14 protein-coding genes and 1 pseudogene are annotated in these 16,074 nt (G+C 71.1%); 5 read left to right on the top strand and 10 right to left on the bottom strand.

The window, feature by feature from the left end; all coding sequences use genetic code 11:
- Nucleotides 1-30: 30 nt before the first annotated feature.
- The 3 genes from C1A38_RS23235 to C1A38_RS23225 form a co-directional block, all read right to left on the bottom strand.
- On the bottom strand, nt 31-1,596 hold the full coding sequence (locus tag C1A38_RS23235; RefSeq protein WP_102659858.1) for an AMP-binding protein: 1,566 nt from the start codon (nt 1,594-1,596) through the stop codon (nt 31-33).
- A 240-nt stretch (nt 1,597-1,836) separates the two neighbouring features.
- Nucleotides 1,837-3,051 carry an acyl-CoA dehydrogenase family protein gene (locus tag C1A38_RS23230; RefSeq protein ID WP_013730853.1) on the bottom strand — a complete coding sequence of 405 codons (1,215 nt, stop codon included), beginning with the start codon at nt 3,049-3,051 and terminating at the stop codon, nt 1,837-1,839.
- A 1-nt stretch (nt 3,052) separates the two neighbouring features.
- Nucleotides 3,053-3,505 (bottom strand): SCP2 sterol-binding domain-containing protein, encoded by a 453-nt coding sequence (locus tag C1A38_RS23225; RefSeq protein WP_102659857.1) that lies wholly within the window; start codon nt 3,503-3,505, stop codon nt 3,053-3,055.
- A 65-nt stretch (nt 3,506-3,570) separates the two neighbouring features.
- Between C1A38_RS23225 and C1A38_RS23220 the strand changes: the two genes are divergently transcribed.
- Nucleotides 3,571-4,209: a TetR/AcrR family transcriptional regulator gene (locus tag C1A38_RS23220; protein WP_102659856.1), complete on the top strand. Its 639-nt coding sequence runs from the start codon at nt 3,571-3,573 to the stop codon at nt 4,207-4,209.
- A 45-nt stretch (nt 4,210-4,254) separates the two neighbouring features.
- Here the strand turns inward: C1A38_RS23220 and C1A38_RS23215 are convergent, their stop codons facing one another.
- The 7 genes and pseudogenes from C1A38_RS23215 to C1A38_RS23185 form a co-directional block, all read right to left on the bottom strand.
- Entirely contained in the window at nt 4,255-4,884 is a 630-nt protein-coding gene (locus C1A38_RS23215) for a DedA family protein (RefSeq protein WP_102659855.1), read from the bottom strand.
- Nucleotides 4,885-4,909: 25 nt separating this feature from the next.
- Nucleotides 4,910-6,224 (bottom strand): annotated as a pseudogene (locus C1A38_RS23210) (adenylosuccinate synthetase).
- An 8-nt stretch (nt 6,225-6,232) separates the two neighbouring features.
- Nucleotides 6,233-7,195, bottom strand: a complete 963-nt coding sequence (locus C1A38_RS23205) for a hypothetical protein (protein ID WP_102659853.1) — start codon at nt 7,193-7,195, stop codon at nt 6,233-6,235.
- Between the two features lie 10 nt (nt 7,196-7,205).
- Nucleotides 7,206-8,180 carry a protein kinase family protein gene (locus C1A38_RS23200; protein ID WP_102659852.1) on the bottom strand — a complete coding sequence of 325 codons (975 nt, stop codon included), beginning with the start codon at nt 8,178-8,180 and terminating at the stop codon, nt 7,206-7,208.
- Nucleotides 8,177-8,932: an NUDIX hydrolase gene (locus C1A38_RS23195; protein ID WP_199180300.1), complete on the bottom strand. Its 756-nt coding sequence runs from the start codon at nt 8,930-8,932 to the stop codon at nt 8,177-8,179. Before C1A38_RS23195 ends, C1A38_RS23200 begins: the two co-directional genes overlap by 4 nt.
- Before the next feature lie 82 nt (nt 8,933-9,014).
- On the bottom strand, nt 9,015-10,136 hold the full coding sequence (locus C1A38_RS23190) for a MaoC/PaaZ C-terminal domain-containing protein (RefSeq protein ID WP_233196979.1): 1,122 nt from the start codon (nt 10,134-10,136) through the stop codon (nt 9,015-9,017).
- Nucleotides 10,136-11,509, bottom strand: coding sequence for a 3-oxoacyl-ACP reductase (locus C1A38_RS23185; protein ID WP_102659851.1), 1,374 nt, complete (start codon nt 11,507-11,509; stop codon nt 10,136-10,138). Before C1A38_RS23185 ends, C1A38_RS23190 begins: the two co-directional genes overlap by 1 nt.
- A gap of 54 nt (nt 11,510-11,563) precedes the next feature.
- Here C1A38_RS23185 and C1A38_RS23180 point away from each other — a divergent pair, with 54 nt between their 5' ends.
- From C1A38_RS23180 to purB, 4 genes are all read left to right on the top strand, one after another.
- A complete protein-coding gene (locus tag C1A38_RS23180; RefSeq protein ID WP_102659850.1) occupies nt 11,564-12,856 on the top strand; it encodes an acetyl-CoA C-acetyltransferase in 1,293 nt (430 codons plus the stop codon).
- Nucleotides 12,857-12,997: 141 nt separating this feature from the next.
- Nucleotides 12,998-13,660, top strand: a complete 663-nt coding sequence (locus C1A38_RS23175) for a hypothetical protein (protein WP_146017616.1) — start codon at nt 12,998-13,000, stop codon at nt 13,658-13,660.
- Between the two features lie 417 nt (nt 13,661-14,077).
- On the top strand, nt 14,078-14,584 hold the full coding sequence (locus tag C1A38_RS30960; RefSeq protein ID WP_146017615.1) for a hypothetical protein: 507 nt from the start codon (nt 14,078-14,080) through the stop codon (nt 14,582-14,584).
- A 66-nt stretch (nt 14,585-14,650) separates the two neighbouring features.
- Nucleotides 14,651-16,074: adenylosuccinate lyase (gene purB, locus C1A38_RS23165; RefSeq protein WP_102659847.1), on the top strand; the 1,424-nt coding region annotated here is incomplete at its 3' end.

The raw sequence follows: 16,074 nt of genomic DNA, 5'->3' as shown, positions 1-16,074 counted from the left end.
GAGGTTCTGCGGCAGGTGGAGTCGGCGCGGTCAGCCGGTGATGTAGTCGCGTAGTTCGCCGGTGAGGACCTTGCCGGTGGCGTTGCGGGGCAGGTACTTGACGAAGACGACGTCGCGGGGCACGGAGAACCGGGCCAGGTAGTGCCGGACGTATTCGCGGACCGCGTCGGCGTCGAGGGTCTCGCCGGGGTACAGGGCGAGGAAGGCGGCGAGTCGCTGACCGTACTCGGGGTCGGGTACGCCGACGACGGCGGCCTCGCGTACCTGCGGGAGTTGGGCGAGCAGGTGTTCCACCTCGGCGGGGAAGACGTTCTCCCCGCCGGAGACGATCATGTCGTCGGCTCGGCCGTCGACGAAGAGGCGACCGTCGGCGTCGAGTCGACCCAGGTCGCCGGTGTCCAGCAGGCCGTCGTGGCGTTCCCGGTCGGCCCCGGAGGTGTAGCCCTCGAAGAGCATCTCGTTGCCGACGAAGACCCGGCCGACCTGGCCGGCGGGGACGGGTCGACCGTCCTCGTCGAGGATCGCCAGTCGGGTGCCGTGCGGCGGACGGCCGGCGGTGGTGGGTGCCTGGCGCAGGTCGGCGGGGACGGCGATGGAGGCCCAGGACGCCTCGGTGGAGCCGTACAGGTTGTAGAGCACGTCGCCGTACCGGTCCATGAAGGCCGGGGGCAGGCCGCCGGGCAGCGCCGATCCGCTGACCGCCACGATCTTCAGGGGCGGCTGGGGGTCCGGCGGTGGCACCTCCATCAGGCGTTGCAGCATCACCGGCACCGCGAACAGTGCCTGGCAGCGGTGTCGTACCAGGGCGTCCAGCGTGGCAGCCGGATCGAAGCGGCGGTGCAGCACGATGGTGGCCCGCAGCGCGAGGCAGACCTGCAGGGCCGCGTACCCCCAGGTGTGGAAGACCGGCGCGGCGATCATCACCCGGTCGCGGACGTGCAGTGGGATCCGGTCGATGATGGCGACAAGCGGCCCGAACCCGGTGGGGGTGGGGCGACGGGCACCCTTCGGCGTCCCGGTGGTGCCGGAGGTCAGCACGATGATCCGCCCGTCCCGTTCGGGTGGGTCCAGTTCACCGGGCAGGGCGGTGCGGATCAGGTCCTCCCGCGCCCGTTCGTCGACGCGGTGCAGGTCGGCCGGTAGCCCGAGGAGCCGTTCGGCGAACTCGTCGTCGTGCACCAGGACGCGCAGCTGCTGTTCCTCGGCCACCGTGGTCAGCTGTGCCGGGGAGAGGCCGGTGTTGATCAGCACCGCGTCCGCGCCGAGCAGGGTGGCGGCGACGATGGTCTCGACCAGGCCCGGATGGTTGCGGCCGAACACGCCGATCCGGTCGCCGGGCGCCACGCCCAGGCCGGCGCGGAGCGCGCGGGCCAGTCGCAGGCTGCGTTCCAGCAGGTCGGCGTAGGTCAGCTCGGTGCCCTGGTCGTCGATGATCGCGATCCGGTCGGGGTCGCGGGCGGCAGCCTGGCGAAGTTCACCGGCCAGGCTCCAGCCCCAGGTGCGTAGCGCGTTGAGCTGGGAGGCGACCCGGATCGGTCGACCCGGGGCGAGCAGGCCACGCCGGGTCAGCGTGGCGACGACGAATGGCAGCTCCACGACCGCGTACCTCCTTCGGTTGCTCGCCCGGAAGGCTCGAAGCCCTTTCGATCATGCATCGGAAGCCAGTCGGCCGCCACGCGGCACCCGCCGCCCCACGTCGCATCGGCGGACACGCGGTGCCCGTCGCCGCACGCGGCATCGGCTGGCATGCAGCGCGGGCCGGCACCAGGCGAAGGGGTGCCGACCGGCGGCACCGCCGCGACCGTGAGGTCAGCGGCGGTGGCCGTACCGGGCTTGTCAGCGGATCTGCATGCCGGAGATCGCCCGGGAGATGACCAGGCGCTGGATCTCCGAGGTGCCCTCGAAGATGGTGTAGATCTTGGCGTCCCGGTACCACCGCTCCACCGGGTGGTCACGCAGGAAGCCGGCCCCGCCGAGCAGTTGGACGGCCTTCTCGGTGACCGAGACGGCGACCTCGCCGGCCTTGAGCTTCGACATCGAGCCCTCGCCGGCGGTGAACGGCCGGTTGTTCCGCCCCATCCAGGAGGCGCGCCAGACCAGCAGCCGAGCCGCGTCGATCTCCATCTTCATGTCCGCGAGGGTGAACGCGACCGCCTGGTTGGTGATGATCGGCCGACCGAACTGGACCCGGTCCTTGGCGTAGTCGAGGGCGTACTCGTAGGCGGCCCGGGCGACGCCGAGCGCCTGTGCGCCGACGGTGGGCCGGGACAGCTCGAAGGTCCGCATCGCGGCCTGGCCGGAGGCGCGTTTGCCGGCGCGGGCGCGAGCCAGCCGCTCGTCCAGCGCCTCCTTGCCGCCGAGCAGGCAGCGACCCGGGACGCGGACGTCGTCGAGGAAGACGTCGGCGGTGTGCGAGGCCCGCAGGCCCAGCTTGCGCAGCTTGCGGGTGGCGCTGAGCCCGGGGGTGCCCGGCGGTACGACGAACGCCGCCTGGCCGCGCGAGCCCAGTTCCGGGTCGACCGAGGCGACCACCACGTGCACCCCGGCGATCCCGCCGTTTGTGGCGTACGCCTTCTGCCCGCGCAGCACCCACTCGTCGGTGGCTTCGTCGTAGCTGGCCCGGGTGCGCATCGCGCCGACGTCCGAACCGGCCTCCGGCTCGCTGGAACAGAAGGCGGCGACGGCCGGGGAGTCGACGTCGCCGAAGCACTGCGGCACCCATTCGACCAACTGGTCGGGGGTGCCGGTGCCGTAGATCGCGGCGACCGCGAGCCCGGTGCCGAAGATGCTCAGGCCGATGCCGGCGTCACCCCAGAAGAGCTCTTCGCTGGCGATCGGCAGGGACAAGCCGGTCGGGTCGGCCCAGCAGGTGGCGAGGAACTCGAAACCGTACAGCCCGACCTTCGCCGCCTCCTGGATCAGCGGCCAGGGAGTCTCCTCGCGGGCGTCCCACTCGGCCGCGGCCGGGCGCACGACCTCGGCAGCGAAGCCGTGCACCCAGTCCCGCAGATCCCGCTGTTCCTCGTTCAGGTCGAGCGAGAACTCGACCATCTCAGGCCTTGGGGATGTCGAAGAGGTTCGCGATGTTGGCAGCGAGGCCCAGGTCGCCCTTTGCCTTGAGCTTGCCGGTCATGAACATCATGACCGGGTTGGCGCCGCCGGAGACGACCTTGAGGAAGTCGACCGGGCCCAGGGTCAGGCTCAGCCGCGGGTCGTGCTGCGGGGTTTCGTTGACCGTGCAGGCACCGTCGGCGACGACCACCTCGTAGGTGTCGGTGCCGCCGTCGGGGGCACCGGTGATGTTCCAGTGGATGACCGCGTTGGTCGAGCCGGCCCGGTCGGCCCGGAACAGCTGCGGCATCCGCCCGAAGACCTCGCCGAGGATCTTTCCGCGCAGTTCGCCCGTCATCACCTCGTTGAGCTTGCTGTCCGGCGTGGACTTGACGAGCTGAGCGAACTCCTTCGGGCCGACGTTTGCGAAGTTGGCCGGGTCGAAGTCAGTCATTGAAGCACCTCTCGGGCAGTGGTTACTCAGGCGTAACCTTACGTGTGAGTAGGTATGCTGGCAAGGTGTCCACCAGGCCCACCTTCAAGCGCTTACCCAGGGCCGTCCGTGAGCAACAGATGCTCGACGCGGCCGTCCGGGTCTTCTCCCGCCACGGCTACCACGGTGCCAGCATGGACGAGGTCGCGGAGCGTGCCGGGATCTCCAAACCCATGGTCTACGCCTATCTCGGCACCAAGGAAGAGCTCTTCATCGCCTGCCTGCACCGGGAGGCCACCCGGATGATGGAGGCGATCGCCGGGGCCGCCGTGCCCGACCTGCCCGCCGACGAACGGCTCTGGCACGGGCTGCGGGCGTTCTTCGGCTTCGTCGGCGCGCACCGCGACGGCTGGGCGGTGCTCTACCGGCAGGCCCGTGCCGAACGGGCGTTCGCCGACGAACTGGCCGGGATGCGGGCGAGGATCGTCGAGGTGGTCGTCGGGATGCTCGACCACGCACTGCGCGCCGAAGGGCGCGAGGTGGCCGAAACCGAACTGGAAGTGGTCGCGTACGCCCTGGTGGGCGCTACCGAGTCGCTCGGTGACTGGCTGGCCGACCACCCGGAGGCCGACCCGGAGAAGACCGCCACCCGGATGATGAACGTCGCCTGGCTCGGCGCGGGACAACTCCTGCACGGCGTCACCTGGCATCCGCCCGAGCGGTAAGGAAGGGCACCTTATTAACGCCTGGTGTAGAGGAAGGGCCCCCTCTTAACATTCGCGGTCCACACCGCGGGCAGCCCGACGGTGAGCGCGGTGCCGCAGCCAGCGGATCAACTCCAGCCCCAGGGTGATCACGAGCGACAGACCGATTCCCGCCAGGATCCCGTGCAGCGGGTGACGTTCGAAGGCGAGCCCGCCGAAGACACCGAGCAGCACACAGTAGAAGGCCCAGGTGACCGAGCCGATCAGGTCGAACAGGAGGAACGACCGCAGCGGGTAGCGGACCGCTCCCATGGTCAGGGTGACCGCCGTACGTCCGCCGGGGACGTAGCGGGCGGCAACCAGGATCATGCCGCCGCGCCGGTCCACGGCCCGCCGGGCCCACTCCGATCCGGCCCGACGGCGGCTGTCGACCGGCGAGTGGTCGAGCCTGCGCGATCCGCCGCCGCGCCCCACGGCGTACGAGAGGTGGTCGCCGGCGGCGGCGCCGAGCGCGGCCACCACGAGCAGCAGCGCGAGGTTCGGCTCACCGCCGGTGGCGAGCACGGTGGCCGTGATGACCGCCGCCTCGGCCGGCACCAGCGGGAAGATCGCGTCGACCGTGGTGAGCCCGAACAGCAGCAGATACACCCAGGGCGAGGTGAGGGTCTGCCGGAGCAGGTCGATCGCGGCTTCCATGACTCCATGCTCGGGGCACCGACCGTTAAGAAGGGGCCCTTCCTATACACCAGGCGTTAATAAGGTGCCCTTCCTTACACCCTCGCCAGCAGGTTTTTGTCGGTGGCGGTGGGGCCGTGGGAGGTGAGCACGACGGGTGCGCCGAGCGCCTCGCCGACCGCCTGCGGCCAGTCGGTCGGCGAGTCGTCGTCGTACACCGGGCGGGCGTGCAGCAGCCGGGCGGTCAGTGCGGCCTGCCGGTCGAGATCGCCGGGCGGGCCGGGCAGCAGCCGGTCCAGCCCTTCGTAACGACGGCAGATGCGCAGGTCGAGGCCGCGTTCGGTGAGATCCAGGTGGGTCAGCGCCAGGCCGTCGACCCCACCGGCGACCGCCAGGGCGTACGCGTGCGCGACCGCGTCGAAGTGACCGAACCGGAAGCGCCCCTGCCACGGGTTCGTCGGGTTGTGCGGATCGGTCAGCGGCAGGGTCGGATCCTCGGTGACCAGCGGTCCCGGCCCATGTCGGGTGGTGACCGTCCGCAGCACCCCGAGTCGGCTCGCCGCCCCGGCCTGTCCGGCCTCGGCCAGCAGTGACTCGGCGTTGGCGAAGGTGGTGGTGCTCCACGTCGTGTACGGGTGGAAGCCGTGCCACTCGTCCAGCAGCACCCCCTGCGCGCCCTCGAAGACGCACGGCCCGGCCCGCAGCGCCCCGGCCAACCAGGAGCGGTCGACGACCGCGACCCGCTCGGCGAAGGCGGTGAAGGCCGGCAGGCAGTCGTCGACCGGCGGTGCGTCCAGCGGGCCGAGTTCGGCGGTGAGCCGGTCCCGCAGCGCGGTCAACCGGCGGCGTAGCCGCTTCGGGCTGCGGCAGTCGGCCACCCGGGGCGCCTCGTCGGGGTGGGCGAGACCGTACGCGACGGCCTCACCCACCCCCAGCCCGCAGGAGCCGTGCCGGTCGGCTCCCCGGGACAACTCCCGCGCCCGGTTGGCGGCCCGGTGGTACGGGGTGGCCAGCAGCGCCTCCCCGTCCACGGTCAACCGGTCGAGCGCGTCGGGCACCCCGACGTCGGCGAGGTGGTCGGCCTCGGCGGCCAGTGCCAGCGGGTCGACGACGACGTGCCGGGACAGGTGCGTCCACACGCCGGGGTGGAACGTGCCCGCGCCGAACTGGGCGAAGGTGTGGTGCCGCCCGTCGCGCAGGACGACGTTGTGCGCTGCCTGCGCGCCCCCGTTGAAGCGGACCACGGTGTGCACCGGCCGGGTCGCGCAGAGCCAGTCCACGACAGTGCCCTTCCCGGCGTCGCCGTACCCGAGGTCGACCACGACTGTGTGTTCGCCGTCCAGCCCGTCCCGGCCCGTCATCAGCCCGTTCACAGCCGCACGACTCCGCCACGGCCGGTCCCGGTGGCCGGCAGCCGGGACGTCTCGGTGCGTCGGCCGGCGTTGCCGATGCGGGCCAGCGCCTTCGACACGGTGCCGGTGGCAGTCGAGCCGGCCCGGTGCAGGTCGCGCAGGCCGGTGTCGAGGTCGATGGCCTGCTCGCCGAGGCCGACGGTGAGCGCGATGGTCTCGCAGACCGCGTCCAGGTCGTCGAGTTCGAGGGTGTTCTGGCCGAGCAGTCCGCGCCAGAAGTCGAGGATCTTGCGGTTACCGGCGTAGTGGCTGCCGGCGGGGAGCAGGTAGTACGTGTCCCAGCGCCGGGTCACCTCGTCGACGATCTGCTGCACCGGCATGTCCTTGCGCATGTCGCCGCCGATCAACCGGTTCACCTCGGCCGACTTCACCTTCGAGTACGCCAGTTCGTCGCCGATGATGAACAGGTAGCCGCGTCGGCCACGCTTCTCCCAGCTGTCGGTGACGGTGTGCCGGGCCATGAAGTAGAGCGCGAGTTCGTACGACTCCATCATCTGGCCGCCACCGCCGCCCTCCAGCACGATCCGGCCGAGGTCGTCGTCCATCCGGTTGTCGGACTCGAACTGGCCCACCTGCAACGGCACCCGGTCGCAGGTGGCGTCACCGATCGCACCGAACATGATCTGCGGGTCGCGGGCGTACCCCTGGCGCAGCAGCAGACCCAGCAGTTGCGGCAGCTTGGCCTGGAGCGTACGGGGCACGTGCCCCATCGAGCCGGTCACGTCGAAGAGCACGGCGACCGGGGTCGACTGCGGGTGCTCGGCGGAGTCACGGCTCTCCCGCATCGCGTCGCGCGGGTCAAGCGCCGGGTGCACCTTCCGGGCCCCGCTGTCGCTGTAGGCGAACGCGCTGGTGCCGGTGGCCCGGCGGTACCGGTCGGCGGCGTCGTACACGTCGGTGGACCACATTCCGCTGCCCATGGCAGCCTCCTTAGGGGTTGAGGGTGAAGGGTCGGAAGGTGCGGGGGCCGTAGAGGCGTTCCAGCACCTCGTCGAGTTCGCCGAGCAGTCGCCAGGCGTCGTCGGGGCGGGCGGGCAGGTGGGGCTGCTGGCAGCCATTGACGAAGGCGCGCAGCTCGGCCGGCGCGTGCCGCCCCATCAGCCAGCCCATGCAGCGCACGGCCATGGCGATGTCGGTGCCCGGTCCGACCGGGCGCCGATCGGTGACCTCGGGCGGGTACCAGTCCTGGTAGTCGGGCACCAGCGCCGGCACGACGCCGTCGGTGTCCGTGGAGAAGCACCAGTCGACCAGGACGACGCCGTGCGCGTCCGGCTCGATCAGCACGTGCGGCGGCAGCACCGCGCCGTGCACCAGGCCCGCCCGGTGGGCCAGGCCGAGCGCCACCAGCAGCCGCCGCCACATCCAGGCCACGTCCCGGGCGTCCAGCCCGTCCGGGTACGCCCGCCGCACCTCGACCAGACTGTGCAGGCGGGGGGCGGTGGCGATGACGTTGATCCGCCGTTCCGCCCCGGTGGCCGCGTCCCGGTGGGCGAAGCTGTCGACCAGCCGGGGCACGTACGGCAGCCAGCGCGGATCACCGTGCTCGGCGAGCCGGCGCAGGGCGCGTTCCTCCTGGAGCATCAGGTCGTTGTCGCTTGCGGCACGGGGCAGCTTGAGCAGCCGGTCGTCGCCGACGTCGTACAGGTCGGCGAGGTCACCGCAGTGCGCCGGCCGCCCACAGCGGTAGCCGTTCAGCTCGGTCACGTGGCGGCTCCGCCAGCGGGTGGTCACCTCGACGAAGGCCGCGGTGGCCTCGGCCTGGAGGCCGGGCCCGGCCAGGCTGAGCCGGTCGGGGTGCAGGGCGGCGACCAGTTCCCGGTAGCGGCGCTCTGGTGCGTCGACACCGAACAGTTCCTCGTCGTCGCGGGCCGCGCCGACCAGCCGGATCGCTTCGGCGGTGGTCATCGCACCGCCTCCTCGCGGGCCGGACGCAGCAGCGCCGGGTGCAGCAACTGGGCGTCACCGGCCCGGTAGAGCCGCGCCCGCGGGCCGCCTCGGCTGCCGCCGCGCTCGGTGCTCGCACCGGTGCTCTCCACGAAGCCGGGCACCGACAGCACCTTGCGGTGGAAGTTGCCCGCGTGCAGCGGCTGCCCCCAGACCGTCTCGTAGACCGACCGCAGCTCGCCGATGGTGAACTCGGGCCCCAGGAAGCGGGTGGCCAGCGGGGTGTATTCCAGCTTCGACCGGGCCCGCTCCAGCCCGTCGGCGACGATCTGGCGGTGGTCGAAGGCGAGCTCCCGGTTGGCCAACCCGCTGACCGGCAGCCAGACCGCCTCGTCGGCGTCGGTGCCGGCCGCCGCGTCGGGCAGATCCGGAGCGAAGGCGAGGTGCGCGACCGAGACGATCCGCATCCTCGGGTCGCGCTCGGGAGCGCCGTAGCTGGCCAGCTGCTCCAGGTGTACGCGGCCCAGCCGGTCGTCGCCGAGGCCGGTCTCCTCGGCCAGCTCCCGCCGCGCCGCGCCGGTCAGGTCCTCGTCGGGTCGAACGAAGCCGCCCGGCAGGGCCCAGTGACCCGCGTAGGGCTGCTCGCCGCGGCGGATCAGCAGCAGGTGCAGCGCGCCGTCGCGGATGGTCAGGGCGACCACGTCGACGGTGACCGCGATGGCGGGATAGGCACGCGGGTCGTACGCGGCGAGGAAGTCCTGCTCGTTCACCATGGGTCACTCTCACTCCGAGAACATCTCTATGTGAGAACAACTTATCGCGAAAACGAGGGCCGGGCAAGTGCCCGGCCCTCGGTCAGCGGATGGTGCCCACCAGATGAGGTCGTCCCCGCTGGTCATGCAGCGCGAAATCCCAGTCGTCACCCTGCCTGCCGGCGCTGAAGGCGACAGTGCTCGGCAGCGACACCGGGAGCTTGAACGCCACCTGCACCGTGTACGCCTCCGGCAGTCGGCTCTCCAGCGCGGCCAGACACCGCGCCTTCGTCCACATGCCGTGTGCGATCGGCCGAGGGAAGCCGAGCAGCCGCGCACCCAGCCGGGAGGTGTGGATCGGGTTGTGGTCGCCGGAGACCCGGGCGTACTCCGTACCGATGCGGGGTTCGACCCGCCACCGGGCGGAAGCGGCCGGCGGCGCGGGCGGTTCCGCTCGGTCGCGTCGCTCACCGTCGCCCGGTGTGCGCTGCCGCCAGAGGTACGTCGACACTCCGCGCCACACCTCCTCCCCGTCGACCGAGCCGACGAGTACGACATCCACCTGCCGCCCCCGGTCGTGCGGACGCAGGTTCTCCGCCCAGGCGGTGAAGTCCAGCCGGTCCGTGACCGTGATCGGCCGGTGCACGGTGATCCGGTTGCCGATGTGCACCACCCCGGTCAGCGGGATCGGGAACTCCGGCGCGGTGATCAGGCGCAGCGCCAGCGGGAAGCCCATGACGTGCGGAAAGGTCGCCGGCAGTCGGTCGGCCAACCGGAACCCGCAGATCCGGTCGTAGTCGGCCAGCCGTTGCGGATCCACGGCCACCCCACCTACCGCCAACTCGACCGCCGGCACGTCGGCACCGCGCCGGCCGCCCAGCCCGGGCAGCGTGCCCAGCAACGCCCGCCGGTACAGCGGCCCCGGCGCGGGCAGCCGGGACAGCTCCACCCGGGCCCGAGTCGCCGGCTGCCCGGCCTCGGCGGCGGCAGCGGGCCCCACAACCGACGCGGCGGCACTGGTCAGGTCCTGCGTGACTCCCGGATCGTGGCCCGCACCGGCGCGGGCGGCGGCGCTGCTCAGGTCCTGGGTGGCGGCCGGATCACGGCGTTCGTCGGCGAACGCGGCGGCCAGGATCTCCGGGGTCAGCGTCTCCGTCGGCCCGTCGATCAGCTCGCCGACCGACAGGTCGTCGGAGGGCTCCTCCTGCGGACTGCGCCGGGCCATCACGCCCCCAGCAGGCTCTGGCCGCAGACACGGACCACGTTGCCGCTGATCGCGCCGGACGCCGGCCAGGCCAGCCAACTGATCGTCTCGGCGACGTCCACCGGCAGCCCACCCTGGGCGAGGCTGTTCATCCGGCGACCGGCCTCCCGCACCACAAGCGGGATCCGGGCGGTCAGCCGGGTCTCGATGAACCCGGGCGCGACTGCGTTCACGCTGATCCGCCGCTCCCGCAGCGCCGGAGCGAGCGAGTCGACAAGCCCGATCACCCCGGCCTTGCTTGTGGCGTAGTTGGTCTGCCCCCGGTTGCCGGCGATCCCGGCGATCGAGGAGACACCGACGATCCGCCCACCGGCCGGAATCAGCTCACGCTCCAGCAGCAGGTCGTTGATCCGCTCCTGACTGGACAGGTTGACGTCGATGACCTGGTTCCAGCGGTCGGCGTCCATCCGGCCGAGGGTCTTGTCCCGGGTGATGCCGGCGTTGTGCACCACCACGTCCACCCGCCCGTGCCGGCCGGCCAGGTACTCCGCCAGCCGGGATGGCGCGTCGGCGGCGGTCAGGTCGAGCTGTATCGCGCTCGCGCCGATCTCGTTGGCCACCGAGGCCAACTCGTCCCCGGCGGCCGGGACGTCAAGCGCCAGCACTGTCGCGCCGTCGCGGGCCAGCACCCGGGCCAGCGCCGCACCGATGCCCCGGGCCGCCCCGGTGACCAGCACCACCTGCCCGTCGAGCGGACGGTCCCAGTCCACCGGCGCGGTCGCCTGACCGGCACCGACCCGGATCACCTGACCCGAGACGTACGCGGACCGGCCGGAGAGCAGGAAGCGCAGGGTCGCCTCCAGACTGGTCCAGGTGCTCTCGTCGGCCTCGCGGGTGACGTGAACCAGTTGGGCGGTGATGCCCCTGCCGAACTCCTTGCCGATGCTGCGGGTCAACCCTTCGAGGGCACGCTGGGCGGTCGCCTCGCGGGTGCCGGCGCACTCGGCCGGCGGGGTGCCCAGCACGATCACCCGACCGCTGGGCTGCACCGCCCGCGCCTGCGGGTGGAAGAAGTCGTAGAGCTGGCGCAGCCCGGTCGAGTCGGTGATGCCGGTAGCGTCGTAGACGAGGGCGGCGCTGTCGGGCGTACGGCCGGTGGTCGGGTCGGGCACGGCGGTGGCCGGATCGCGCAGGGCGAGCCCGGCGGTGGCCAGGATCCTGCCCACCGGTTCGGTGAGGCGACCACCGGCGGCGGAGCCGAGCAGGACCGGCCCGGGAAGAATGGGCTCGCCGGGGGCGTACCGGCGCAGCCGCGGCGGATCGGGCAGGCCGAGGCGCTTGACCAGCGCCCGACCGGCGCCCGACTGGACGAAGCTCGCGTACCTGTCGCTCATAGGCGTAGCCTACTGGTGAGTAAGGTGCGGGCAACCCTTTCGAGGAGGCGGATCGTGCAGAACGTTCGACGGGTCGCGGTGATCGGCGGTAACCGCATCCCCTTCGCCCGCTCCAACTCCCGCTACGCCAGCGCCAGCAACTCCGACATGCTCGGTGCCGCGCTCGACGGCCTGATCGCCCGGTTCGGCCTGGCCGGGCAGCAAGTCGGCGAGGTGGTCGCCGGTGCGGTGCTGAAGCACTCCAAGGACTTCAACCTCACCCGCGAGGTGGTGCTCGGCTCCAAGCTCGACCCGCACACCCCGGCGTACGACATCCAGCAGGCCTGTGGCACCGGCCTGGAAGCCGCCATCCTGGTCGCCAACAAGATCGCCCTCGGGCAGATCGAGGTGGGCATCGCCGGTGGCGTCGACACCACCTCCGACGCCCCGCTCGCGATCAACGAGGACCTGCGCCGCACGCTGCTCAAGCTCAACTCCGCCCGTACGCTCGGCGAACGTCTCAAGATCGCCGCGAAGCTGCGTCCGACCCAGCCGTTCAAGCCGGAGATCCCGCGCAACGCCGAGCCGCGCACCGGACTGTCCATGGGCGAGCACGCCGCCCAGACGGCGCTGCGCTGGAACATCGACCGGCAGGCGCAGGACGAGTTGGCGCTCCGGTCGCACCAGCGGCTCGCCGCCGCGTACGACCGGGGGTTCTTCGACGACCTGATGACCCCCTACCTGGGACTCACCCGCGACCAGAACCTCCGCCCCGACACCACCCTGGAGAAGCTCGGCACGCTCAAGCCGGCCTTCGGTGCCAAGGGCCCGGACGCCGAGCGGGCCACCATGACCGCCGGCAACTCCTCCCCGCTGACCGACGGCGCCTCCACCGTGCTGCTGGCCAGCGAGCAGTGGGCCGCCGAGCACAACCTGCCGGTACTGGCCTGGTTCTCCTGGTCGGAGACGGCCGCAGTCGACTTCGTGCACGGTGACGAGGGACTGCTGATGGCACCCACGTACGCGGTGCCCCGGCTGCTCGCCCGCGCCGGCCTGACCCTGCAGGACTTCGACTACTACGAGATCCACGAGGCGTTCGCCGCGCAGGTGCTCGCGACCCTCGCTGCCTGGGAGTCGAAGGAATTCTGCGCCGAGCGGCTCGGCCTGGACGAACCACTCGGCGCGATCGACACCGACAAGCTCAACGTCAACGGTTCCTCGCTGGCCGCCGGACACCCGTTCGCCGCCACCGGCGGACGGATCGTCGCCACCCTGGCCAAACTGCTCGCCCAGAAGGGCAGCGGTCGCGGACTCATCTCGATCTGTGCCGCCGGCGGCCAGGGCGTGACCGCCATCCTGGAACGCTGATCGACCGGTCGCCGCAGCCGGGCGGCCGGCAGGGTTGCCGACCTCCGACTCCGACCTGGTCGAAGCTGTTGGCAGGCATTTCTACTGTGGACCACAGCCTGCGCCCCGGAGCCACCGGCGGCGCGCTACCAAGGAGTGGTCATGACTGGTCAAGCCCTGCTCCGCACCTCCATCGTCGCCCTGGCCGCTGCGCTCGTGGCCAGCGGCTGCACGTCCGCTGACACCGGCCCGGAGTCCGCCTCCAACGCAGCCCCCAGCGCACCCGCAACAGCCGAGCCGACCTCCGACCCCACCGCCGATGCCGAGCTGGCCCCCGCTGCCACGCCCACCGCAGTCGACGCCACCAAGGGCGGTTCCACCGACGGTGGTGCGACCGGAGGCGGCTCCACCGGGGGTGGCTCGACCGGAGGTGGTTCGACCGGAGGTGGATCCAACGGAGGTGGTTCGACCGGAGGGGGACAGTCCGGGACCAAGGCGGGCAACGGGCCGACCATCACGTACTTCCGGGTTGCCCAGAAGCCGTCCTGCCCGGCCGGGACGAACGTCAACCCGATCCCCGGCACGCCTGTCGTCCTGGAGTGGAAGGTCGGCAACGTCGACTCCGTCGCCCTCTCCGTCGACGGCCAGGGCGTGTACGCCGACAACTACCCGCCCACCGGCAGCGAAACGCTCACTTTCCCCTGTTCGGGTGCCGGGGGTGACACGCAACGGCACACCTACCAGTTGACCGTACGCAACTCTCACGGCAAGCAGACGAAGACCCTGGCGGTGACCGCGACCGTGAATGACGTGCCGGAAGTCTGACCGCGGCCCTGGCGACGTGAACCGTTTGCGTTAACAGCTCGACAGGGAGTCAGAGTCAGGTGCGCGAGGCTCGACGCCTCGTCGACGACGTTTCATTCGTGAAAGCGGTAAGAGTTGGTACAGAAAGCGAAGAGGGCCATCCGTCTGGATGGCCCTCTTCGAGGTCTTAACCCCAGCGGTTTGGCCTGCCGACACGCGACTACCAGGGACCGTTCTGGGGTCTTCGCGTCTCAGGGTACCCCCATCGTGACCCCCGAAAACAGCGCAACGGACCTCACTCCAATGCTGCTATGCAGGATGAGCCTGCCACGGATGAGGGCATATGTAGACCAGTGCGGGGGTGACGCGGACGCGGCGCTTGCGCTCTACCGCTGGAACGCTGCCGCGAGTGGGGCCTACTGGGAAACGTTGAGCCACTTGGAGGTCGTCCTCCGGAACGTTCTTGCCGAGCAGTTGGCGGCCCGCCATGCCGCGATGGGCCGCGCTGGCACCTGGCTGGATGATCCTGCCGGTGAACTCGATCAACGAGCCAGGGCTGACATCCGAGAAGCGCGACGGAGAGTGGTTGCCAAGGGAAAGCAGCCGGCTGATGGGCAGACGATCAGTGAGCTTTCCTTTGGATTCTGGCGGTTCATGCTTGCCCGTCGCTACAACACCGTACTGTGGCCGAGTCTGGCGGGCGGTTTCCCGTACGCCCCCGACCGGGCAAGGACCACGATCGACGCGCCGGTCACCCGCCTGCACCTCTTCCGCAATCGGCTCGCTCATCACGAGCGGATCTGGACCGAGCCGTTGACCGCGCGGTACGAGGACATCCTCGGGCTCCTGCATCATGTCGAGCCGCGGATCGTTGAATGGGTCCGCCAGGAGTGTCGGGTCCCACTCCTGCTGAACTCCTGTCCAATCGCGCGTCCGCACCCCTGAGCGGGGCTCGTCACTGCCGGTGAGGGGCGGTCGAGGGCTTGCTGGTGGGTGCCGGAGAATGAGCGGGTGACGACGATCCCGAACGTGCTCGCCAACCGGTACGCCTCGCCCGAACTGGTCGCCCTCTGGTCTCCGGAGGAGAAGATCCGGCTGGAGCGGCGGCTCTGGCTCGCCGTGCTCCAAGCCCAGCGGGACCTCGGCGTGTCGGTGCCCGACGGGGTGGTCGAGGCGTACGAGCGGGTGTTGGACGACGTCGACCTGGACTCGATCGCGGCGCGGGAGCGGGTGACCCGCCATGACGTCAAGGCGCGGATCGAGGAGTTCAACGCCCTCGCCGGGCACGAGCACGTGCACAAGGGCATGACCTCGCGGGACCTCACCGAGAACGTCGAGCAGCTTCAGGTACGCCGGTCGCTGGAGCTGATCCGGGACCGGGTGGTGGCGACGCTGGCCCGGCTGGCCTGGCACGCTCACGAGTACTCCGAGGTGGTGATGGCCGGGCGGTCGCACAACGTCGCGGCGCAGGCCACCACGCTGGGCAAGCGCTTCGCGTCGGCCGCCGAGGAACTGATCATCGCGTACGAGCGGCTGACGGATCTGATCTCGTGGTACCCGCTGCGGGGCATCAAGGGCCCGGTGGGTACCGCCGCCGACCAGCTGGATCTGCTCGACGGCGACGCCGAGAAGGTGGCCGAGTTGGAACGGCGGGTCGCCGAGCACCTCGGCTTCAGCCGGGTGCTGGACAGCGTCGGGCAGGTCTACCCGCGCTCGATCGACCTGGCGGTGATCTCCGCGCTGGCGCAGGTGGCGTCGGCCCCGTCTTCACTGGCCACCACGATCCGGCTGATGGTCGGTCAGGAGTTGGCCACCGAGGGCTTCAAGCCCGGCCAGGTCGGCTCCAGCGCGATGCCGCACAAGATGAACACCCGCTCGTCGGAGCGGGTCAACGGCTTCGCGGTGATCATCCGGGGGTACCTGTCGATGGTCGGTGAGCTGGCCGGCGACCAGTGGAACGAGGGTGACGTCTCCTGCTCGGTGGTGCGCCGGGTGGCCCTGCCCGATGCCTTCTTCGCCGCCGACGGGCTGTTCCAGACCTTCCTCACCGTGCTTGACGAGTTCGGCGCGTACCCGGCGGTGATCAACCGGGAGTTGGAGCGTTTCCTGCCGTTCCTGGCCACCACCAAGATCCTGGTGGCTGCCGTCCGTCGGGGCGTCGGCCGGGAGACCGCCCACGAGGCGATCAAGGAACATGCGGTCGCCGTGGCCCTGGCCATGCGCGAACAGGGCAGCCCCGACAACGACCTCTTCGACCGCCTGGCCGCCGACCCTCGCCTGGGCCTGTCCCGTCCCGAGATCGACGCCCTGGTAGCCAACCGCGCCGCCTTCGTCGGTGCCGCTCCCGCCCAGATCCAGGCGGTGACCACCCGCATCTCCAAGATCGTCCAGTCCCACCCCCAAGCCGCCACCTACACCCCACCCCCCATCCTCTA

This window comes from Verrucosispora sp. ts21, from assembly GCF_002879555.1.
GTDB lineage: Bacteria > Actinomycetota > Actinomycetes > Mycobacteriales > Micromonosporaceae > Micromonospora > Micromonospora gifhornensis.
This window is presented reverse-complemented; position numbering and strand designations above follow the sequence as displayed.